Below are 21516 nucleotides of genomic sequence, written 5' to 3'. Positions count from 1 at the left end.
GGGACAGGCGGTGCAGGTTGAGCATTTCCGGCTGACGCGCGGCACCATTCGCGATAGCGCTGTCGCGTGATAACCGGAACAGGGGCAGGACATGGATATCAAGGCAATCCTCATGGGCGTGGCCTTTGCGGCGATGTGGTCATCGGCGTTCACCTCGGCGCGGATGATCGTGCTGGACGCACCGCCCCTGATGGCGCTGTCGTTGCGGTTTCTGATTTCCGGCATTCTGGGTGTCGGGATCGCCCTTGCATTGGGCCAGACATGGCGGCTGAGCCGTGGCCAATGGCGCGCGACAGTGGTGTTCGGGATTTGCCAGAACGCGCTTTATCTTGGGCTGAACTTTGTGGCGATGCAAAAGATCGAGGCGGGCCTGGCCTCGATCATCGCATCGTCCCTGCCGCTGATGGTGGCCTTCGCGGGCTGGATGTTTCTGGGCGAACGCACGCGCCCGCTGGGGTTGGTGGGTCTGGCCGCCGGGATGCTGGGCGTTCTGTTGATCATGGGGTCGCGATTGTCTGCGGGTGTCGATCTCGGCGGGCTGGTCCTGTGCCTTTTGGGCGCCGTGGCGCTGACTGTGGCGACGCTTTCGGTCAGGGTCGCATCGTCCGGGGGCAACCTGTTGATGGTCGTCGGGTTGCAGATGTTCGTGGGCAGTGCCTGCCTTGCTGTGGTTTCCATGGCCACGGAAACCTATGCGGTGAATTGGTCGCTGCAACTGGTTCTGGCGTTTGCCTATACCACCGTGGTGCCCGGGTTGATTGCCACGCTGGTGTGGTTCCTGCTGGTTGAACGGATCGGCGCGGTGCGCGCGGCCACCTTTCATTTCCTCAATCCGTTCCTTGGTGTGTCGATTGCGGCGCTGTTGCTGGGCGAGCATCTGGGCTGGGTCGATGTGCTGGGTGTGGCGGTGATTACGGCGGGCATTGCAGCCGTTCAGCTTTCAAAGGCGGCGCGGGTCGGGGTGCCGGTTGCAGGCGTCGGAAAGTAGGGCCGAAGCGGAACATTTGCCCTCTTGATACGTTGGTTAGACGACGCATCAGAGAAGGAGGATCTTCCGATGGCCTTGAACACCGTAACCGACAAAGCATCCACCCATGTTTCGTCACGCGACGTGACCGGAACCGAAGTCTACAGCCCCACCGGCGATCACATCGGCACCATTGACCATGTGACCATCGACAAGAAAAGCGGCAAGATCAGCTATGCCGTCATGGGGTTTGGCGGCTTTCTGGGGCTGGGCGAAGAACATGTGCCGATCCCCTGGGCCAAACTGTCCTATGACACGACCAGGGGCGGCTATGTCACCGACATCACCAAAGAGCAGCTTGAAACCATGCCGCCGCTAGACGACGATTGGTCCCGCGACCGTGATCGCCGCTGGCAAATGCAGGCATACGGGCATTTCGGACTGCCCTATTATTGGCTTTGAATAAAGGTAGGGGCCGGTCAAATGACCGGCCCTTATTTTAAAAGCGTATTGATGATTGCATGATTGATTTGCAGCAAGCAGTGAGCGCGGAATAACGGAAGGCTCACTGTCAAAAATTTTATGGCGAAAGGCGTTGAAACTGCGTATTGTTTGGCGCACTCTATGATTGGCCGCGATCATTTACATCGCAGAATTCATATATTTCTCCGGAGGCAATTTCATGGATGACTTTTCCGCCGACATCACAACCACAGGAACAATCGCCGTTGGTGGCTCGGTGACGGGTATCGTAAATTTCCCCGATGATGTTGATTGGTTTCAAATCAATTTAGAAGCTGGCGCATATTACCGGATAAATCTTAGCGGTTTCACCACGCTGATTCGGGGTGTTTACAACAGCGCCGGTGGCTATCTGCCTGGAACAATGGGTATTGTCGGCGGCCCCCCCGAGAACCAGGTTGATTTCAGGTCATCTGCACCGGGAGATTACTTCATTAGTGCGAGAGGTCGGGGTCCAGCAACCGGTACATACACCTTGTCCGTTGAAGAACAGGGGCCTCCGCAATTTGGGAACAGAGCCGATGATGTCCTTGTGGCATCCAACCTGCCAACATTGCTCGATGGCAGGTTCGGTAACGACACGCTGACCGGCGGTGCGGGCAACGATACTCTACGCGGTCGCGACGGTTACGACCGATTGTTCGGCGAGGGTGGCGATGACAGCCTTAATGCGGGCGTTGACGGCGGCCTCATGCGCGGCGGTGACGGCAACGACACGCTTTTGGGGAGCCACGGCAATGACAATATTGGCGGTGGCAATGGCGATGACGTAATTCGCGGTGTCGGCGGCCTCAACATCATCTGGGGTGGAGAAGGGAGCGACCACATTGCAGCAGGATTTGAAAACGATACCATATTTGGCGGCGGGACCGGAACCAACACCATCTATGGCGGCAGTGGCGATGACGTAATCTATGCTGGTGGCGGGGGTGATTTAATCTATGCCGCCAAGGGCGACGATACCATTTCGGGCGGCGTCGGAAACGATACCATCTTTGGCGGTGACGACAGTGACGCAATTTATGCTGGTGGCGGTGATGATTCCATAGATGCAGAGGCTGGTGATGATACCGTTGAGGGCGGCATTGGAGAGGATACCATCCACGGCGATTACGGTGATGATTTCATTCTTGGTGGCGCAGGGGACGACATGCTGTTGGGCCAGGGTGACAACGACCGCATCGAAGGTCGCGCCGGAAACGACCTGATCGGTGGTGGCTGGGGGAATGACCTGATTTTTGGCGGTGCTGGGGATGACACGCTTTATGCCAGTCAGGGCAGTGACACCCTTTCTGGTGGGGAAGGCAATGATATATTGTATGCTGGTGCTGGGTATAAAAACTGGCTTGATGGCGGCGCCGGGGCGGATACGCTTGTGTCGGGTTTCGGGCGGGACGAATTGACGGGCGGCGCGGGCGCGGATGTATTCCTGTTCACGAGCGCGGCGAAGATCGGAATCCGGGCCGCACGGGACGCTATCCATGATTTTAGAACCGGGCTAGATCAGATTGATCTGTCGGAACTGAACACCCAATTCAATGGCACAGACGGCCTTCTTGGCGGCGGAACTTCTTCGTTCTATCATTATACCGACGGTAGGTTGCTGATCGGCGATTCCAATGGCGACGGCGTGGCAGACTGGGTGATAGAAGTTGACGGCGTAGCACAAATTGCAGAAACCGACTTTATCCTCTGACAGGGGGTCGTTTCACAAACGACGTATTGTAATGGGACAAATAAACGCGGAATTTCGGACCAATTAAACAATATGTTCCGTAAAGGGCCGGTCAGCCGATCGGCCCTCTTTTTCCGCCGGTCTGGCCACGATCCAGCAGCAGGTGGTCGAGGATAACACAGGCCATCATCGCCTCGCCCACCGGGACGGCGCGGATGCCGACGCAGGGGTCGTGGCGGCCCTTGGTCACGATCTCGGTTGCCTTGCCCGATTTCGTGATGGTCTGGCGGGTTTTCAGGATGCTGGATGTGGGTTTCACGGCGAAACGCACCACCACATCCTGCCCTGTCGAAATGCCGCCCAGAATGCCACCGGCGTGGTTTGACGAAAACACCGGCACTCCATCGTTGCCCATGAAAATCTCATCGGCGTTCGCCTCGCCGGTCAGGGCGGCGGCGCCCATGCCTTCGCCGATTTCCACACCTTTGACGGCGTTGATGCTCATCATCGCGGCAGCCAGATCGGTGTCGAGCTTGCCATAGATCGGGGCGCCGAGGCCCGCAGGCACGCCCCGCGCCACCACCTCAACCACCGCACCGCAGGAATTGCCGGATTTGCGCAGGGTATCAAGATACTCGGCCCAATCCGCCGCCGCCTTGGCATCGGGTGTCCAGAACGGATTGCGGGTGATTTCATCCCGATCGAACCGCTCGCGGTCCATCCCGTGTGGCCCCATCTGCACCATGTAGCCAGTGATCGACAGGTCCGGCACCAGTTGCGCCAAAGCGGCCCGCGCCACACCGCCCGCGGCCACCCGCGCCGCCGTTTCGCGGGCGGATGAGCGCCCGCCACCGCGCGGATCGCGCACGCCGTATTTCTGCCAATAGGTAATGTCGGCATGGCCGGGGCGAAATTTCTCGGCAATCTCGCCGTAATCCTTTGAGCGCTGGTCGGTGTTCTGAATCGCCAGTTGAATCGGGGTGCCGGTGGTTACGCCCTCATACATCCCCGACAGGATTTCAACGGCATCCGCCTCGCGCCGCTGGGTGGTGTATTTGTTCTGCCCCGGTTTGCGCTGATCCAGCCAATGTTGCAGCGCCTCGGCGGTGATCGGAACGCCGGGGGGCAGCCATCAATGGTGGCGCCCAAGGCAGGGCCGTGGCTTTCGCCCCATGTGGTGACGCGGAACAGATGTCCGAAGGTGTTCAGGCTCATGGTGCAGGCTCCCTTTTGCCGCCTGTTCCTATGCGGATTGGAACGGCAAGGAAACCCACTTGCCACCCGTCCGGCGCTGTCCTAAGTCTTGGCCCACCTCGGGGGCCTTTGACAAGGCTGAGATGCACATCGGTGCGGACCCGTCGAACCTGAACCGGTTAGCACCGGCGGAGGGAAGGTCTGCGTTTCCGCACACCCCTGTTCCGTCCGTGGCCAATGACCGTCGCACAAGATGGAGTATGACATGTTGCGAAGATCACTGATTGCTGCGGGTTGCCTGATGGCCAGCATGGCGGGGGCTGAAACCCCTGTCCTGACCATTTACGCACCCGATTCCTTTGGCTCTGAATGGGGGCCGGGGCCGCAGATCGAACAGGCGTTCGAGGCGGTCTGTGCCTGCGATGTGCAGTACAAGACCGGCGATATCCTGCCCCGATTGATGCTGGAAGGGGCGCGCAACACCGCCGATGTGGCCATCGGATTTACCACTGACGTGACCAAACGCGCCCGCGCCTTGGGCCTGTTTGCGCCGCATGGGCAGGACACCAGCGACCTGACCATGCCGATCGAATGGAAAGACGACATCTTCCTGCCCTACAACTGGGGCCATACCGCGTTTGTCTATGATGCCACCCGCCTGAAAGAGGCGCCCGACAGTTTCGCCGCCCTTCTGGCTGCGCCGGATGACCTGAAAATCGTTATACAGGATCCCCGCACCAGCAACGCGGGCCTGTCTCTGTTGTTGTGGATCAAGGCAGTTTACGGCGACAAGGCCCCCGAGGCATGGGCAGCACTGGCGCCCAAGGTTCTGACCGTGACCAAGGATTGGTCCACCGCCTATGGGATGTTTTCCGAGGGCGAGGCCGACATGGTGCTGAGCTTTACCACATCACCGCTTTATCACATTCTGGCCGAGGGGGATTATACCAAAAGGGCGGCGATTTTCCCCGAGGGGCATTATTTCATGGCAGAATCCGCCGCGATGATGAACACCGCCAAACACCCAGAACTGGCGCGGGAATTCATGGCCTTCATGCTGTCCGAACCGTTCCAGAAAATGATCGTGCGGGCGAATTACGGCTTTCCCACCAAACTGGATTCGTCCCTGTCACCGCCCGAGCTGGCAACTCTGGAAATGCCGCAAAAGGTGCTGTTCTTTGATGAGGATGAGGCCGCCGCCCTGCGCGACCCGGCCCTTGCCGAATGGCTGACCGCCTTTGGAGGTTAGGCCGGTTGCGATGGTCGGGCACCTGTCCTAGGGTGCCCGACACCTCGGGGTGCCTGATTGGCTGAGATGAAACCCGTAGAACCTGAACCGGTTAGAACCGGCGGAGGGAAGGTGAGACGCGCGCTCCCCCACTTCCGATCACGTCGCCCTTATGGGCCATGAAAGGATTGTTACCGATGAAATATCTGATTGCCCTCGCCGCCCTTGCCGCAACCCCCGTGGCCGCACAGGAAAAACCGGTGCTGACGGTCTATACCTATGACAGCTTCGTCACCGAATGGGGGCCTGGCCCGGCGGTGGAAAAGGCGTTCGAGGCGCAATGTGCCTGCGATCTGCAATTTGTCGGGGCGGGCGATGGCGCGGCCCTGCTGGCGCGGCTCAAACTGGAAGGCGCCCGCACCAAGGCCGATGTGGTTCTGGGCCTTGATACCAACCTGACCGCCGATGCCGCCGCCACAGGCCTGTTCGGGCAACACGATCTGGGCGATCTCAAACTTGATCTGCCGGTGCAGTGGGAGGACGACATCTTTGTCCCCTTTGATTGGGGCTATTTCGCCTTTGTCTATAACAAGGGCATCACGCCCCCCGCCGATTTTCGCGAACTGGCCGACAGCGACCTGAAAATCGTGATTCAGGATCCGCGCAGTTCAACCCCCGGGTTGGGCCTGCTGCTCTGGGTCAAGGCGGCCTATGGCGATAACGCCCCCGAGATTTGGCAGGGGCTGGCCGATAATATCCTGACCGTGACCAAGGGCTGGTCCGAATCCTATGGCATGTTCACCGAAGGTGAGGCGGACATGGTGCTGTCTTACACCACCTCACCCGCCTATCACCTGATTGCCGAGCAGGATGACACCAAGGCCGCCGCGCCGTTCTCCGAAGGGCATTACCTTCAGATTGAGGTCGCGGCGACGGTGGCGTCATCCGAACACCTTGATCTGGCGAATGAATTCATCGCCTTCATGTTGAGCGATGCTTTTCAATCGGTGATCCCGACAACGAACTGGATGTATCCCGCCGTAACCCCCGCCGAGGGCCTGCCCAAGGGGTTCGGCACGCTGATCACCCCCGAAAAGGCGCTGCTCTTTCCGGCGGGCGAGGCAAAGGAGGCGCGGGATGTCGCGCTTGACGAATGGCTGACCGCACTCAGCCGCTAGGCGCGGCCCCATGGGCCGGGATCATCGCCGCGGCGGTTGTTCTGGCCCTGACCTTTGGCACCGTCGCGGCGGTGCTGGCCCGGGCCGAGGGCAGCTTTGCCCTTGGTGCCGGGGATTGGTCGGCGATCCGGTTCACCGTGATACAGGCGCTGTTGTCGGCGGGGCTGTCGGTGGCGCTGGCGGTGCCGGTGGCCCGGGCGCTGGCGCGACGGCGGTTCGCGGGGCGCGCGGTGTTGGTCACGCTGATGGGTGCGCCGTTCATCCTCCCGGTGATCGTGGCCGTTTTGGGGTTGGTCATGGTGTTCGGGCGCTCGGGCTGGGTGTCGGATCTGCTGGCCCTGTTCGGGCTGGCGCCGGTGAATATCTATGGGCTGCACGGGGTCGTCATTGCCCATGTGTTTTTCAACCTGCCACTGGCCACCCGGTTGATCCTGCAAGGCTGGCTGGCCATTCCCGCCGAGCGGTTTCGCCTTGCCGCAACGCTGGCCATGACACCCCGCGACATTGCCCGGCACCTTGAACGCCCCATGTTGCGCGCCATCGTGCCGGGGGCGTTCATGGTGATTTTCCTGATCTGCACCACCAGTTTCGCGGTGGCATTGGCCCTGGGGGGCGGGCCAAGGGCCACGACGGTGGAACTGGCCATCTTTCAGGCGTTTCGTTTCGATTTCGATCTGTCACGCGCGGCGGTTCTGGCCCTGATTCAACTGGCAATTTCCGGCGCGGCGGCGCTGCTGGCGCTTTGGGTTGCGGTGCCACAGGCCACGGGCGCGGGGCTGGACCGGACGGTTGAGCGCTGGGATGCTGCGCGCCCCGCCTTGCGCCTGCTCGATACCGCCCTCATCACCCTCGCGGCCCTGTTCCTGTTACTGCCCTTGCTGGCCATCGCCCTGCGGGGATTGCCCGAGGTTGCCGCCCTGCCCGGTGCGGTCTGGGCCGCCGCTTGGCGGTCGCTTTGGGTGGCGGGGCTGTCGGTGGTTGTGGCGCTGGTGCTGGCCATGGCGATGACGCTGGCCATCACCCACCTGCGCCACCGCCCGGCCCTGTCGCGCGGGATCGAGATGACCGGCTATCTTGCCGTGGCGGCGTCGCCCCTAGTGATCGGCACCGGGTTGTTCCTGATCCTGTTTCCGTTGGTCGATCCCGTGGCGCTGGCCCTGCCGGTGACGGCGCTGGTCAACGCGGTGATGTCGCTGCCCTTTGCCCTGCGCGCCCTTGTTCCGGCGGCGGGTGAGGTCGAGGCCCGCTTTGGCCCGCTGGCCGATTCTCTGGGGATGACAGGGTTCAACCGGTTGCGCCGCCTGACCCTGCCGCGTCTGCGCCGCCCGCTTGGGTTTGCGGCGGCGCTGAGTGGGGCACTGTCCATGGGTGATCTGGGGGTGATCGCATTGTTCGCTGATCCTGATGGCGCAACCCTGCCGCTGTTGCTGTTCCGCTATATGGGCAGTTACCGGATGGATACGGCGGCGGGGGTTGCCCTTTTGTTGCTGGGGCTGAGCCTGCTGATTTTCTGGCTGCTGGACCGTGGAGGCCGGGTGGATGCTGACGTTTGACGATATGGTGATCGAACAGGGCGCCTTCCGGCTGGCCGCTGACATGGCGGTGCCATTTGGTGCGCAAGTGGCGATCATGGGGCCGTCGGGCGCCGGAAAATCCACCCTGCTGGCGGCGATTGCCGGATTTGTGGCGCCGGTGTCGGGGCGGCTGTTGTGGGAGAGCGGCGATCTGTTGGCGCTGCCCCCGGGCAACGCCCGGTCAGCATGATCTTTCAGGACAACAACCTGTTTCCCCACCTCACCGCGTTCCAGAACGCCGCCCTTGGGGTGCGGCCTTCGGGGCGGTTGGACCGGGGGAAACGGGCATGGTGGCCAGGGCGCTGGCCGATGTCGGGCTGGCCGGGATGGAACAGCGCAAACCCGCCACCCTGTCGGGCGGGCAGCAAAGCCGCGCCGCGCTGGCCCGGATGCTGGTGCAGGATCGCCCGCTGGTTCTGCTGGACGAACCCTTCTCGGCCCTTGGCCCGGCACTGCGCGCGGAAATGATCGGGCTGGTGGCCGGTTTATGCGCGGCGCGACGCGCGACCCTGCTGATGGTCACCCATGATCCCGCAGATGCGGCGCGACTGGATGGCAGCCTGTGCATCCTGTCCGACGGCCATGTCACCGCCCCTGCCCCGGCGCGCGCCACCCTTGCCGACCCGCCCAAAGCCTTGCGCGCCTATCTGGGTTAAGGATTACCGCAGCCGGTTCAGAATGGCGAGCGAGGCATAGCCGTCGGGTGGTTGCCCGATCGAGCGTTGAAAATCACGCACCGCCTGAATCGTCAGCGGGCCGATTTTACCGTCGATCCCCTTGGTGTTGTACCCTTTACCGGTCAGCAGGCGCTGCATCTCCTGCCGTTCATCAAAGGTCAGCGCGCGGTCACCCCGGGGCCAATCGCCCTTGAACGGTCCCGCCCCGGCGATCCGGTCGGCCAGATGGCCGACCCCGATCACATAGGCATCGGCGGTGTTATAGCGTTCGATCACCGCGAAATTGCTGAACACCAGAAATGCCGCGCCTTTCGCCCCGGCAGGCAACAGAACCGAGGCCGTGCCATGATCGGCCACCGGTTTGCCATCCATCCCGACAACCCCCAGCCGTGCCCATTGCGAGGGCAGTTTGGTGTTTTTACGGTTGGCGCTGGCATAGTCGAACCCCTTGGGCAGCTTCACCTCAACCCCCAGGGTTGCCCCTTTTCCCAGCCGAACCGCGCCAGATAGGCGGCAGTGCTGGCCAGGGCATCAGCCGGGTTATCGCCCCAGATGTCACGCTTGCCATCGCCGGTGAAATCCACGGCATAGGTCAGAAAGGATGTGGGAATGAACTGGGTGTGGCCCATGGCACCGGCCCAGCTTCCGGTCATGGAACGGGGGGCCACATCACCCGCCTGAAGGATTTTCAGGGCCGCAATCAACTGGGTTTCGAAAAACGCGCCGCGCCGGGCGTCAAAGGCGAGGGTGGCAAGGGATCGCACCACATCATTGCTGCCCTTGAAGGTGCCATAGGCCGATTCCAGCCCCCAGATCGCCGTGACCACCTCTTTATCCACACCGTATTTCGTTTCGATCCGGTTCAAGGTTTTGGCCTGTGCCGCCAGCGCCTTTTTGCCGTTGGCAACGCGCAGGTCAGAGGCGGCTGAATCGAGGTAATCCCAGATTGTTTTGGTGAATTCGCTTTGGTTGCGGTCCCGTTCGATCACGTCCGGGTCATAATGCACCTCCTGAAACGCCCGATCAAACACCGCACTGCTTATTCCCTGGGTCAGGGCACGACCCCTAAACGCGCGAATCCATGCCTGAAATTCACGGGCCTTCATGGGGCTGGTCGCCTTGCCTGTGCTGGCCCTGGCCGGGCGGGTGCGCGGGCGCATGCCGGTCACATCGTCGGCCTGATTGCGCACCAGACTGACCGGCTGCACCGCACTGGCCAGCACCGCATCGCCCCGATGGGGTGGGCGCGGCGACCGGTCAACCGGGGCCGCAAACGACGCCGATGCACAGACCAGCGCGGCCAACCAGATTGCCAAAAATTTCACAGCCATCACCACACCCGCCTTACCTGTTCGATACCCGGATTATTGTATCGAAAGATGAAACAATCGCAAAGATTCGGGCGCGCGCGTCGGCATTTTTCCGTCACTTGCGGGTGCGTTTGACCTTGCGTTTGATCTTGGCCGCCTTGGCGCGCCCCTTGCCTGCCTTGCGCCCCACGCCACGCCGGTGGCTGGCGGATTTTGGCCCACGGGGCAGGGCATTGCCCTCAACCTCCAGCAGTTCCAGCATCAGACCGCCAGTCACGGGCACCGCCTCGGTCAGGCGCACAGACACCCGCTGCCCGGGCGACAGGACAAGGCCGGTATCCGACCCCATCAACGTCTGACTGTCGGCATCGAAATGGAAATATTCCGCCCCGATGGTGCGCACGGGAATCAGCCCGTCAGCGCCGGTTTCATCCAGCCGGACAAAGGCACCGAACCGTTGGATGCCGGAAATCCGCCCGGTCAGCTCGGTTCCCACCCGTTCAGACAGATAGGCCGCCAGATAACGGTCGGTCGTGTCCCGCTCGGCGACCATGCTCCGGCGTTCGGTGTCGGAAATGTGCTTGGCGGTGGCCTCAAGGTTTTCGATCTCGGACGCGCTTAACCCATCGTTGCCCCAGCCGTGGGCGGCAATCAGGGCACGATGCACGATCAGATCGGAATAGCGCCGGATCGGCGAGGTGAAATGGGCGTAATTTTTCAATGCCAACCCGAAATGGCCGAAATTTTCAGGCGAATAATAGGCCTGTGTCATCGCCCGCAGGGTCGAAATGTTGATGAGTTCGCCAAAGGCAGTGTCCTGCGCCTGTTCCAGCAGCCGGTTCAGGGTGCGCGTTTGCAACACCTGCCCCTTGGCCAGCGTCAGCCCCGATGCCTGCGCCACCTCGCGCAGCGCGTCGAGCTTTTGCGGGCTGGGTTCCTCATGCACCCGAAACAACAACGGTGTGCGGCGTTTGACCAATTCCTCGGCGGCGGCGACATTGGCCAGCACCATGCATTCCTCGATCAGCCGGTGGGCATCCATCCGATCCTTGAACGCCACGGTTTTCACCTTGCCATCATCGCCCAGCACAATCTGGCGTTCGGGCAGGTCCAGTTCCAGCGGCTGGCGCGCGGCGCGGGCTTTGCGCAGGGCGTGATAGGCCGCGTAAAGATGTTCGATCTGCTCCAGCATCGGCGCCAGACGGTCGGACACGTCACCGTCCATGGCCGCCTGCACCTCTTCATAGGGCAGCGAGGCATGAGAGCGCATCATCGCCCGGGTGAACCGATGGTCGATCTTGTTGCCATCCGCATCAAGGCGCATTTTCACGGCGATACAGGCGCGATCAACGTGGTCGTGCAGCGAACACAGATCACCTGACAGGATGTCAGGCAGCATCGGCACCACGCGATCAGGGAAATAGGTGGAATTGCCCCGGTTGCGCGCCTCGCGGTCCAGCGCGCTGTCGGGGGTAACATAATGGGCGACATCGGCGATGGCGACCCACAGGATATGCCCCCCTTGTTGCCCGGATCATCATCGGGCGCAGCGAACACCGCATCGTCGCGGTCGCGGGCATCGGCGGGGTCGATGGTGACAAGGGGCAGATCGCGCAGATCCTCGCGCTGGCCCAAGGGGGCGGGGGTGGCGGCATCGGCCTGTGCCATGGCGGCATCGGGAAAGGCGTCGGGGATATCGTGCTGGTGGATCGCGATCAGCGACACGGCACGCGGCGCCGAAGGATCGCCCAGCCGGTCGGTGATCCGGGCTGCGGGCAGGCCCATGCGTTTTGGCCCGGCCTGTTCCGCCTCGACCAATTCGCCGTCTTTGGCACCGTGGGTGGCGCCGGGGGCGACTGTCCATTCGCGGTCGGCGCCTTTGTCGATGGGAACAATCCGCCCACCTTCGGAACCGGCACGGAACACCCCCAGTACCCGGCGCGGATTGGTGCCGATGCGGCGGATCAGGCGCGCCTCATAGCGGTGATCCTCGCCTTTCACTTCGGCCAGACGGGCCAGAATCCGGTCACCCGCACCGAGGGCCGGATCGGCGTCGCGCAGAATCAGCAGAATACCCGGCTCGGGGCCGTCACCCTGCCATTCCATGGGGCGCGCGTGCAGGTCGCCGTCACTGTCGGGGGCCAGCACGGTCAGAACCGAAACCGGCGGCAGGCTTTGCGGATCACGGTACACCTTGCGCCGCTTTTCCAGATGCCCTTCGGCCTCAAGCTCTTTCAGCAGGCGTTTCAGATCAATCCGCGCGGCCCCCTTGATGCCAAAGGCGCGGGCAATGTCGCGCTTGGCGGTCAGGGTGGGATTGTCGGAAATCCATTGCAGGATTTCGGGTTTTGATGGGATCTGGGTCATGTCTGCTGGCTAGCACGGGGCGCACGGGGCGTCACGCAAGATCGGCGGCCGTATCCACATCACGCAGGGTATCGACCTTTGCCCACCGCAATCCGGGGGCCGAGGCAAGGGTATCGGCCATGGCGTGTTGCGACGACCAGCGCACATTGGCAAACAGGCCGGCAGGCGTGGCCGCGACCCGTTTCAGCCCGATCAGCCAATACCCGCCATCCACCGCCGGGCCGATCACCGCGTCGTGGCGGCCAAGGGCGGCAAACGCCCGGGCGATATGGGCGGGGGTGATGCCCGGAATATCGGCCCCGATCACCACTGCAGGCCCCGGTGGCGCAATGCGCAGGGCGCGCGCCATCCGATCCCCCAGATCACCCGCCCCCTGTGGTATCCGGGGCAGATGCGCAGGCCAGATGCGGCTGGTCATGCCGTCACGGTCGGGGGAAACGGCCAGCATCATTTGCCAGCGCGGATCGTCCAGCCGACGCAACAGGCGGCCCGTCTGGTGGCGAAACCACCATGCGGCATTCACCATGCCAATATCGCGGCCAAGTCGGGTTTTCACCCGCCCCGGGCGCGGTTCTTTCACCATGACCATCAGGCGGGGTGTCACAAGGGGCAATCCATGTCGCGATGGTCGATCCCGGCATCGTCATAGATCGGGCCATGGGCGACAAAGCCCAGCTTTTCGTAAAAGCCGATCACCTGAACCTGCGATCCTAACCGCGCAACGCGCAGATCAGGGCGGCGGCGCAATTCAACCAGTGCGGCGCGGATCAATGCCGCCCCAACGCCCGTGCCCCGATGAGAGCCCAGGACGCAAACACGCCCGATCTTGGCCATATCGCCCTTGATCAAAAGGCGTGCAGTGCCAACCGGCGCACCATTGTCACAGGCCAGAAGATGCAGGGCGTCGCCGTCGTATCCGTCGATCTCTTCGGCTTCGCTCACGCCTTGTTCGTCGATGAATACGGTGCGGCGGACGGTATGGCAGGCGGCAAGGTCATCAGTCAGGCTTACCGAAATCATGAAAAGTAATCCCGCAGAATGCGGCCATAAATTGCCTTGAGCTGGTGGATATGGGCCACCTCAACACATTCATCGACCTGATGCATGCTGCGCCCCACAAGGCCGAATTCCACCACCGGACAATGGGATTTGACAAAACGGGCGTCCGACGTACCGCCGGTGGTCGAAAGCACCGGGTCCAGCCCGGTTTCGCCCTTTACCGCGCGCCCGATTATATCGGACAGGGGGCCGGGAGGCGTGATGAAGCTTTCGCCCGACACTTTCAGGGTCATATCAAAGGCCACGCCGGTTTCTTCAGCGACGCGATCTGCCTCGCCTTGCAACCAATCGGTCAGGCCAACCGAGGTTTGCGCATCGTTGAACCGGATGTTCACCGTGGCGCGGCAGGTGGCGGGAATGACGTTGTTGGCCGGATTGCCGGTGTCGATGGTGGTGACAGCCAAGGTGGTGGCATCGAAATGATCGGTGCCGGTATCAATGGGATGGCTGGCCAACCTGTCCATCAGGCGCGCCATGGCGGGAACCGGGTTTTTCGCCCGGTGCGGATAGGCCGAATGGCCCTGCACGCCGGTGGCAGTGAAATAGGCGGTCATCGAGCCGCGCCGCCCGATTTTCATCATCTCGCCCATGGTGTCGGGGCAGGTGGGTTCGCCCACGAGGCAATGATCCATCCTCTCGCCGGTTTCGGCCATCCAGTCGAGGATCGCGGCGGTGCCATCCACGCCGTCGCCTTCCTCATCGCCAGTGATGGCCAGCACCACAGCGCCCTCGGGGGGCGTTGCGTGCACAAAGTCGATGGCAGCAGCGGCAAAGGCGGCCACGCCGGATTTCATATCGCAGGCACCGCGCCCGTACATCACACCATCCACCACTTCGGCGCTGAACGGATCATGGCGCCAATCGGCGGGGTTGCCCACGGGCACCACATCGGTGTGACCGTTAAAACCGAACACGCGGCCATTGCCCAGATCGCCCCAGCGGGCGTGCAGATTGGCGATGCCACCCCGGTTCACCCGGGTGCAGGTAAAGCCGGCCTGTTCCAGAAGCCCGTGCAACAGGGTGATCGCGCCGCCCTCGTCCGGGGTGACAGAGGGGCAGCGGATCAGATCAGCGGTCAGGGCAACGGGATCAATTGGGGTTTGCTGTGCGCTCATCGGTCCTGTCGTCCCTCTTCGCTGGTAACCGGGTCATAGAACGGGGTCATCTGGGCGACGATCACGGCATTTTCGGCGCGGGCGCGCGCCATCAGGGCCTGTTCATCGTCGTCGATGTCATGGCCTTCGGCCAGCCGCTCTTCCAACGTGCCGTACCCGGTGACATCCAGCGGCGCCATATCGGCCTGTTTCAGGATCGCGACGGTTTCGCGCACCGCCTCGCCTTCGTCTACGCCGCTGGCATAACACATGAGCGCGGCGCCGGTTGCCCCGTCGGGCAGACCGTCACCGGATTTGCGGCCAACCTCGACCAGCAGGGTATAGACGTGATGGGGTTTTTCAGATTTTGCCATGGCGCATGTGGTGGCAGGAACGCGCGCTTTGGGCAAGTCTTTAATCGGTCGCCGCGCACCCGCCCAAGACGGCTGCACTGCCCCCACGATAGCCCGAGATCAGCCGGCTTTTGCAACGAAATCAGCGCGGTCAGGCACAACCTGATGCAAGGATTCCTTATAGGGCCGCGCCGTGGGGGAGTTCGCGGCGAATGTAATACTCCGGGTCTTTGCGCAGCTTCCACATTGCCCCGGCCAGTTCACGATAGGCGTCCCAGATCGACGTGTTGGGCGGTGGCAGATCATCCTTTATCATCTCGTGCAGCCTGGGCAGGGCATGATAGGGAACCATGGGAAACATGTGATGTTCGATGTGGTAATTCATGTTCCAATACAACCAGCGGCTGATCGGGTTCATATAGACCGTACGCGAATTCAGCCGGTGATCGGTCACGTTTTCGGCCAGGCCGCCATGCTGCAACAGCCCGGTCATTATCATGTGCCAGCACCCATAGGCCCGCGGCCCGCCGATGATAAGCAGCGGAATGGCCGATTTCCAGCCCATACCACCCAGCAACATCGCCAGCGTCACCGCAAGCGTGGCCAGATAGATCGCCATATGGACCCGGCCCCAAAACACCACCCTGGGCCATTCGGATTCGGGAATGTAATCTTTCTCATCCGCTGTCAGCCGCCCCATGGCGTTGTTTGCGATCACTTTCAGCGACAGCACCAGATGATGAACCCCGACAAAGCTGAGCGCCTTGAGAAACAGGGTGATCGGGCGCATCCATGCGATTTCGGGGTCGCGGCCGACGATGATGGTGTCGGTGTGGTGGCGCGCGTGGCTCCAGCGCCAGTTGATCGGGTTGCGCATCACCTGAAACGACGCGATGTGATAGACGACATCATTCATCCAACTGGTGCGGAATGCGGTGCCGTGGCCACATTCATGCCAGCGTGAATCGCTGGCCGATCCATACAGCACCCCATAGGCCAGCCAGAACGGCACCGCGACCCACGATCCCCAGAAATAGATCCCGCCCAGCGCCAAAAGGATGTGCAGCGCGATCCAAAGCGCCGTGTCGCGCATAGCCGGGCCGTCGCGCCGCTTCATCAATTGTTTCATTTCCTTGCGCGGAATCTGGCTGTGATACCATTCCGCCGCAGCAAGCCCCGCCTCGACCGCATAGCGTGAATTTTCGCCGGTCAGGGCATAATCCCGCCCGGTCGGGGCGGTGGGCATATCAATGCTGGCGGTTGGCATGATACTTCTCACTTCGGGTTTATCGACATATGGGCCGTGACTGCGCCAATCTTGGCCGATTCAATGAATTCCGACAAGGGCGCCGCCACATGAATTTCGCGGCGTCGCTGGATAGGTTTTCGGTTGCGCTGCGAAGATAGGCCATCGCGCACACCCCCGTCGGTTGGCCTGTCCATGGTGCGGGTGGACGCGCCCAAGCGCGCCCGCTAACCTTTATCATGCGATGCCCCGATCCATCCCCGACACCGGAGCCCCTGATGCAAGACACATTCGCGCGCACTCTGGCCGGCGCCACCACACCAGAGGCCGCGCAGGCGGCACTGCACCGGCTGGCCGATGCCCTTGTCGGGGCGAAATTGTTCACCGTCATGCGCGTCGACCTCGCGGCGTCCGTCGCACGCCGCGCCTATACCAGCGATCCGGTGAATTACCCCGCTTCGGGGACCAAACCGATCGAGCCGAACGATTGGTTTGATGTGGTCGCCGGGCGGCACGAAATGTTTGTCGCCAACACGCTGGCGGATATTGCCCTTGTGTTCCCGGATCACGAACTGATCGGTGCGCTTGGCTGTGGGTCCGTGATCAACCTGCCGGTACTGCGGGGCGGGGCGCTGATCGGCACGATCAACATTCTGGATGCCGAACATCATTATACCCCGGAACGGCAGACCATCACGCGCCGGTCGCTGACCTTGCCGGCCATGGCGACACTGCTGACCGTGGATGCTCTGGCTCAGGATGCCGCGCCAAGGGTCAGTTCCGCCACGAAATCGTAACGATCCCCGCGATAGGACGATGTGGTCACCTCGATCGGCCGGCCGTTGGCCAGAAGCGATCGCCGCTCGACCCGCAGGATCGGGATCGTTTCACCGTTGCCCAACAGCCGGGACTCTTCCTCGGTGGAAATCGCCGCGTGAATCCGTTGCAAGGCACGACTGGGCATAACCCCCGCTGCCTGCATCGCGGCATAAAGGGAATCCTTGACCGCTGTATCCCCCAGACAGGCCGCCGGGATGACGGCACGTTCAATCGCCAGCGGTTCGTCATTCGCCAGCCGCACCCGATCAAGGCAAAACACCTTTTCGCCCGGTGACAGGCCCAGTTTCAAAACATCGACCGGCGAGGCATCCTCTGTTCCCTGGCGCAGAACAACCGACCGGGCGGCGGCGCCGCGCAGGCGCATGTCTTCGGTAAATCCCAACAGCACCGAAAGCGGCTGATCAATGGCACGGGCCACGAAATTGCCCGCCCCCTGCTGCCGGGTGATCAAGCCCTCATCGACCAATATATCAATCGCCCGCCGCACCGTCGCCCGCGACAGCCCCGTCGCGCCGGTAATCACCCTCTCGGGGGGCAGGGCCATACCGCCACGCCATTCGCCCAATTCGATCAGCCCGCGCATGGCCGCGCCAAGCTGGGCATAGCGTGGCCCGGTCGACACATCCGCGCGCCCCAGCCCCAGCAACAGCCGCGCCAGTGGCGTGGTGCCTTCGGAAACCTGCGCCTCGCTCATGTGGCGGCCTTCAGACGAGGATCAAGACTGTCGCGCAGGGCATCGCCCAACAGGTTGAACCCGAACGACAGAAACAGAATCGCAAGGCCCGCGAAAATCGCCGGTGACGGGGCCAGCAACAGGAAATTGCGCCCTTCCGACAACATCAGGCCCAGTGACGGCGTGGGCGGTTGCGCCCCAAGCCCCAGAAACGACAGCGACGCCTCCACTAGGATCGCGGCAGACAGCAACAGCGAGGTTTGCACCAGAATGATCGACGCCAGGTTGGGCAAGACATGGCTGGCCATGATCCGCAGATCCGACGCGCCAATCGCCCGCGCCCCTTCGACATATTCGCTTTCGCAGATCACCAAGGCCGGACCGCGCAGCAGCCGGGCAAAGATCGGGGTATAAACCACGGCGATGGCCAATGCCGCGCTGAGCGATGTGGCGCCGAGAATGGCAATCACCGCAATGGCCAGCAACAGGATGGGAAAGGCAAAGATCACATCCATCAGCCGCATCACGATCCGGTCAAACCAGCCGCGATAAAAGGCCGTCAGAATTCCGATGCTGCCGCCGATCAACAGCGCCAGCCCCACCGCCGTAAGGCAGGTCAGCAGAGAGGTGCGATAGCCATAGATGATCCGCGCCAGAACATCGCGGCCCAACTGATCGGTGCCCAGCCAGTTCAGGGCATTCGGCCCTTTCATCCGCTGCACGATCACCTGTGCAAACGGATCTTGCACCCCCAGCACCGGGGCAAAGATGGCCAGCACCACCTGAAACACCACCAATGCGGTGGCAAAGGCCAACAGGCGGTTATTGCGCAACAGAGTAATCATCGCCGGCGCACCCTCGGATCAATCACCGCATAGAGCAGATCAACGCCAAAATTCACCAGAACGAAACTGCCGGTCATCACAAGGATCGTCGCCTGCACCAGGGGATAGTTGCGTTCTGAAATCGCGCCCAGCACCAGCCGCCCAAGGCCGGGGATGGCAAACACCTGTTCCACCACGATGGCCCCGCCCAGCAGATACCCCATGGATACGCCGACGCTGGTGATGAACGGGATCAGGGCGTTACGCAGGGCGTGTTTATACACCACCCGCCGCCGCCCCGCGCCCTTGGCCCGGGCGGTGCGCACATAATCCTGCCCCATGGCATCGAGCATGGCCGAGCGCACAAGCCGCGACAGATTGGCAAGAATCGGCAGGGACAGGGCAAAAACCGGCAGGATCATCCGCCGCAGGTTATCAACCGGGTCTTCGGTGAACGGCACATGGCCCAGCACGGATGTGCCGGGCAAAAACTTGCTCACCAGCAGGATCGAAACGATACCCAGCCAGAATGACGGGATGGTCAGCCCAGCAATGGCGCCCACCCGCACGCCAACCTCACTCCAGTTGCCGCGCGCCTGTGCCATGAAGGCGCCCAGCGGAATCGACAGGCCCGCCCCCACCAGCAGCGACAGAAAGGTCAGCTCCAGCGTGGGCCAGAGCGCGGCACCGATTTCCTCGGTCACCGCGCGGCCCGTCCACACCGAGGTGCCCAGATCGCCCTGCGTGACGCCCACCGCCCAGTGCCAGTATTGCACCAAAAGCGATTCATCGAGGCCAAGGCGCGAGCGCAGCTCCGCCACCCGTTCGGGGGTGATTTCGGTATTGGCCCCCAACATGATCGTGACCGCATCGCCGGGAACAAGCCGGATCATCAGAAACACAAGGAACGACACGCCAATCAACACAAAGGCAAGATCGGCCAGCCGCCCAAAAAGGAATTTCATGCTCATGCCATGGTCCCCGGCGCGGGGGCGGGCAACATGCGCCCGCCCGCCACCTTCATTCGCTCATGGTTACATCGGCCAGATTGTTCAACCGGCCCAGAGGGTTGATCACGAACCCTTCGACCTTTGGCCCAACCGCCGTCATCAGATCGCCATAGGCGATATGGGCAACCGGCCCCTGACAGGCCAACCGGCGTTGCAGATCGTCATAGATCTCTTTGCGTTTGGCCATATCGGTGACGCTGCGCCCTTCATCCAGCAGGGCATCAACCTCGGGGTTGTCATATTTGAACACGTTGGTCGATCCGCCGCCGTAAAAGGTGCGATAGAAATACAGGTCAGGATCAATCGCGCCGCCGTTGGCCGATACGAACATGTCAAAGTTGGAATTGCGCCAGTCCTGCACGAACTGCCCGATTTCCTGATTGACCAGCTCCACCTCGACACCGCCGGCAGCAAGCTGCTGCTGTGCCACCTGCGCGATGTCGCGGGCATCCTGACGCGGCAGCACGATCATGCGGATTTTCACCGGGCCATCCACGCCCGCCTCGGCCAGCTTGGCCTTGGCGCCGTCAACATCCTGCGTATAACAAGGGAATTCAGCAGTATCGAGCGCCCAACTGGTCAGCGCGGGCGACAGCGGCCCGGCGGGAACACCGGCCCCGAACAGCGCCGCGTCGATGATGCTTTGACGATCCAGCAGCATGTTCACCGCTTCGCGCACCTCGGGATTGTCCAGCGGCGGCGCCGAGGCATTCATCCCGATCAGGGTATAGGACAGATCGCGCGTATCCTGAATTTTCACGTTCGGGTTGGTCGACAGGGTCAGCGATGTGGCCGGGTCAATCCCGGGCAACAAATCATAATCCCCCGCAAGGAACCCGGCCTGCGCCGTGGCGGATTCCGGTACGAAATGAAACCGCACTTCGTCGATCTTCGGCTTGCCTTCCATGTAATAGCCATCGAACGCGGTCAGGCTGATATAGCCGTTTGGCTGCCATTCGGAAAACGCGAATGGCCCGGTGCCAACGGGCGTCTTTTGCAGCGCGTCGGGGTCGTTTTCAAACTCGGCCGGCACGATCGCGACGGTGGCCAGCGATGCCAGCAAGGGCGCGAAAGGCGCGTTCAGGGTCAGGCGCAGGGTGACAGGATCGACCACCTCGATCCCGGTGATCGGGCTGATCCGGCTGGCCAGCGGCGAGGCGATCTTTTCCGACTGCACCCGCCGCAACGAAGCCGCCGCATCCTCGGCGTCAAAGGTGCTGCCGTCATGGAACGTGGCCCCTTCGCGCAGCTTGAATGTGTATGTCAGGCCGTCCTCGGAAATCTCCCAGCTTGTCGCAAGGGCGGGGGTGATATCGAGATCGGCGTTGATCCCGGTCAGCGCCTCGTAAATGTTCGGGCTTGCAATCAGCACCGAATTGAACGCCGTCACAAGATGCGGATCAAGCCCGGCAGGCGGCGAATTCAGCGCCACATCAAGGGTCTGCGCCGCAGCGGCCCCGCCCATGGCAAGGCTGGCCAGAATCGTGCCACCGACCAGCGCCGCCTTTGTTGTTCTGATAAACATTAAACATCTCCCTGAACTGTCGGCCGCCGGTTTGCGCGCTGGCGGCATTGTTATTTTCCGCCGTGGCCGGGTTGGTCGGTGCGTACAGACCAATCCAGAACCACACTGGACAGAATTGACGTTAGGGGATTAAGCTGATCCACGCAATACATGCGTTACCGTCGCACACCGGCGGTTTTGGCAGGTGGAAATATACACGC

17 protein-coding genes, 4 pseudogenes and 2 riboswitches are annotated in these 21516 nt (G+C 62.1%); of the genes and pseudogenes, 8 read left to right on the top strand and 13 right to left on the bottom strand.

The window, feature by feature from the left end; all coding sequences use genetic code 11:
• Positions 1-91 precede the first annotated feature (91 nt).
• From AC0L7P_RS03935 to AC0L7P_RS03925, 3 genes are all read left to right on the top strand, one after another.
• Complete coding sequence (locus AC0L7P_RS03935; protein ID WP_473434585.1) at positions 92-988, top strand: DMT family transporter; 897 nt, start codon at positions 92-94, stop codon at positions 986-988.
• 69 nt (positions 989-1057) lie between these two features.
• The gene (locus AC0L7P_RS03930) at positions 1058-1429 is read left to right on the top strand and encodes a PRC-barrel domain-containing protein (RefSeq protein ID WP_473434584.1); all 372 of its coding nucleotides are present in this window, start codon (positions 1058-1060) and stop codon (positions 1427-1429) included.
• A gap of 166 nt (positions 1430-1595) precedes the next feature.
• Entirely contained in the window at positions 1596-3185 is a 1590-nt protein-coding gene (locus AC0L7P_RS03925; RefSeq protein ID WP_473434583.1) for a calcium-binding protein, read from the top strand.
• A gap of 91 nt (positions 3186-3276) precedes the next feature.
• On the opposite strand, the pseudogene aroC reads toward AC0L7P_RS03925, so the two are convergent.
• Positions 3277-4379 (bottom strand): annotated as a pseudogene (gene aroC / locus AC0L7P_RS03920) (chorismate synthase).
• Between the two features lie 89 nt (positions 4380-4468).
• Positions 4469-4572, top strand: a riboswitch (TPP riboswitch).
• A 51-nt stretch (positions 4573-4623) separates the two neighbouring features.
• On the opposite strand from aroC, the gene AC0L7P_RS03915 reads away from it, so the two are divergent.
• The 4 genes and pseudogenes from AC0L7P_RS03915 (at position 4624) to AC0L7P_RS03900 (ending at position 8994) form a co-directional block, all read left to right on the top strand.
• On the top strand, positions 4624-5607 hold the full coding sequence (locus AC0L7P_RS03915) for a thiamine ABC transporter substrate-binding protein (protein WP_473434582.1): 984 nt from the start codon (positions 4624-4626) through the stop codon (positions 5605-5607).
• A gap of 35 nt (positions 5608-5642) precedes the next feature.
• A riboswitch (TPP riboswitch) is annotated at positions 5643-5733 on the top strand.
• A 50-nt stretch (positions 5734-5783) separates the two neighbouring features.
• Positions 5784-6764: a thiamine ABC transporter substrate binding subunit gene (gene thiB, locus AC0L7P_RS03910; RefSeq protein WP_473434581.1), complete on the top strand. Its 981-nt coding sequence runs from the start codon at positions 5784-5786 to the stop codon at positions 6762-6764.
• A complete protein-coding gene (locus AC0L7P_RS03905; RefSeq protein ID WP_473434580.1) occupies positions 6740-8317 on the top strand; it encodes an ABC transporter permease family protein in 1578 nt (525 codons plus the stop codon). The genes thiB and AC0L7P_RS03905 overlap by 25 nt, the downstream gene beginning before the upstream one ends.
• Positions 8304-8994 (top strand): annotated as a pseudogene (locus AC0L7P_RS03900) (thiamine ABC transporter ATP-binding protein). Before AC0L7P_RS03905 ends, AC0L7P_RS03900 begins: the two are co-directional and overlap by 14 nt.
• Positions 8995-8997: 3 nt before the next feature.
• Here the strand turns inward: AC0L7P_RS03900 and AC0L7P_RS03895 are convergent.
• The 8 genes and pseudogenes from AC0L7P_RS03895 to AC0L7P_RS03860 all read right to left on the bottom strand — a co-directional run bounded on the left by AC0L7P_RS03895 (position 8998) and on the right by AC0L7P_RS03860 (position 16465).
• Positions 8998-9153 (bottom strand): peptidoglycan-binding domain-containing protein, encoded by a 156-nt coding sequence (locus AC0L7P_RS03895; protein ID WP_473435538.1) that lies wholly within the window; start codon positions 9151-9153, stop codon positions 8998-9000.
• 138 nt (positions 9154-9291) lie between these two features.
• A pseudogene (locus AC0L7P_RS03890) lies at positions 9292-10121 on the bottom strand (lytic murein transglycosylase); the annotation flags it as partial.
• A gap of 319 nt (positions 10122-10440) precedes the next feature.
• Positions 10441-12692: pseudogene (gene rnr / locus AC0L7P_RS03885) on the bottom strand (ribonuclease R).
• A 31-nt stretch (positions 12693-12723) separates the two neighbouring features.
• Complete coding sequence (locus AC0L7P_RS03880) at positions 12724-13275, bottom strand: TIGR04282 family arsenosugar biosynthesis glycosyltransferase (protein ID WP_473435537.1); 552 nt, start codon at positions 13273-13275, stop codon at positions 12724-12726.
• A gap of 17 nt (positions 13276-13292) precedes the next feature.
• Positions 13293-13712 (bottom strand): GNAT family N-acetyltransferase, encoded by a 420-nt coding sequence (locus tag AC0L7P_RS03875; protein WP_473434579.1) that lies wholly within the window; start codon positions 13710-13712, stop codon positions 13293-13295.
• Positions 13709-14866: a succinyl-diaminopimelate desuccinylase gene (dapE, locus tag AC0L7P_RS03870; RefSeq protein ID WP_473434578.1), complete on the bottom strand. Its 1158-nt coding sequence runs from the start codon at positions 14864-14866 to the stop codon at positions 13709-13711. The genes AC0L7P_RS03875 and dapE overlap by 4 nt, the downstream gene beginning before the upstream one ends.
• Positions 14863-15219, bottom strand: a complete 357-nt coding sequence (locus AC0L7P_RS03865; RefSeq protein WP_473434577.1) for a hypothetical protein — start codon at positions 15217-15219, stop codon at positions 14863-14865. The genes dapE and AC0L7P_RS03865 overlap by 4 nt, the downstream gene beginning before the upstream one ends.
• Positions 15220-15376: 157 nt before the next feature.
• Positions 15377-16465 carry a fatty acid desaturase family protein gene (locus AC0L7P_RS03860; RefSeq protein WP_473434576.1) on the bottom strand — a complete coding sequence of 363 codons (1089 nt, stop codon included), beginning with the start codon at positions 16463-16465 and terminating at the stop codon, positions 15377-15379.
• A 257-nt stretch (positions 16466-16722) separates the two neighbouring features.
• Here AC0L7P_RS03860 and AC0L7P_RS03855 point away from each other — a divergent pair, with 257 nt between their 5' ends.
• On the top strand, positions 16723-17241 hold the full coding sequence (locus tag AC0L7P_RS03855) for a GAF domain-containing protein (protein WP_473434575.1): 519 nt from the start codon (positions 16723-16725) through the stop codon (positions 17239-17241).
• On the opposite strand, the gene AC0L7P_RS03850 is transcribed toward AC0L7P_RS03855, so the two are convergent.
• From AC0L7P_RS03850 to AC0L7P_RS03835, 4 genes are read right to left on the bottom strand one after another with little or no spacing between them, the layout of a single operon-like run.
• Complete coding sequence (locus tag AC0L7P_RS03850) at positions 17199-17978, bottom strand: GntR family transcriptional regulator (RefSeq protein ID WP_473434574.1); 780 nt, start codon at positions 17976-17978, stop codon at positions 17199-17201. The two genes, AC0L7P_RS03855 and AC0L7P_RS03850, sit on opposite strands and share 43 nt — an antisense overlap.
• The gene (locus AC0L7P_RS03845; protein ID WP_473434573.1) at positions 17975-18802 is read right to left on the bottom strand and encodes an ABC transporter permease; all 828 of its coding nucleotides are present in this window, start codon (positions 18800-18802) and stop codon (positions 17975-17977) included. Before AC0L7P_RS03845 ends, AC0L7P_RS03850 begins: the two co-directional genes overlap by 4 nt.
• Entirely contained in the window at positions 18799-19746 is a 948-nt protein-coding gene (locus tag AC0L7P_RS03840) for an ABC transporter permease (protein WP_473434572.1), read from the bottom strand. Before AC0L7P_RS03840 ends, AC0L7P_RS03845 begins: the two co-directional genes overlap by 4 nt.
• 55 nt (positions 19747-19801) lie before the next feature.
• Positions 19802-21316 carry an ABC transporter substrate-binding protein gene (locus AC0L7P_RS03835; RefSeq protein ID WP_473434571.1) on the bottom strand — a complete coding sequence of 505 codons (1515 nt, stop codon included), beginning with the start codon at positions 21314-21316 and terminating at the stop codon, positions 19802-19804.
• Between the last annotated feature and the right edge of the window lie 200 nt (positions 21317-21516).

Source organism: Oceaniglobus sp. K40-3, from assembly GCF_055808395.1.
Note: the sequence above shows the minus strand (reverse complement) of the source record. Positions and strands in the feature narration are given on the sequence as shown.